The organism is Mycoplasma marinum (assembly GCF_004335975.1).
GTDB lineage: Bacteria > Bacillota_I > Bacilli_A > Mycoplasmatales > Metamycoplasmataceae > Mycoplasma_K > Mycoplasma_K marinum.
In genome coordinates this window covers 1-521 of the sequence record NZ_PSZO01000127.1, presented here as the reverse complement: position 1 = coordinate 521, position 521 = coordinate 1, and the positions used below count along the sequence as shown (strand labels likewise).

Genomic DNA, 521 nt, shown 5'->3' with positions numbered 1-521 from the left:
GGGTTTTTAATTATTATTTCAATAATTTACCAAAATGTTTAATTATCACAATGCCTCTAAAATTGCACTATTTAGCATTTCAGAATTTGCTTCCTCAGTTGAACATATTAGATTTAAATATTGTATCAAGGTAACGGTTTCAAGTTTCATAATTCCAGAGAAAGTTTCTCAATGAGTTTTACTGTCAAATAATTGAAGCGCCTTTTTCAATAAGTTTAAAAGAGGTTGATTTTTACTAAAGTCAAATAACTTATCTGGATATTCGTTTTTGATTACAAATGATTGACTGATTTTTCTATTTTCATCATGAAACATATGCACCGTTCTCACAATTCTTCTAAATAGAGACAAAATATAATCCGGAATTCTTGATAAAGGTTCGCTTTTTGATATTGTGGGTAAGACATAGAAGTTATTTTTGAGTGCATTCATAGTTTGTTCATGCTTATCAACATAAACTATCGGAATAATATTTTTTTCCTTAGATATTTTTTGTAACGCTTGGTTTATAAAATCGTATT

General features: G+C 27.4%; 1 protein-coding gene. It reads right to left on the bottom strand.

Going from position 1 to position 521, the window contains the following annotated elements; all coding sequences use genetic code 4:
* Window positions 1–42 precede the first annotated feature (42 nt).
* A partial coding sequence (locus tag C4B24_RS05175; protein ID WP_168388397.1) for a hypothetical protein occupies window positions 43–521 on the bottom strand: 479 nt, incomplete at its 5' end.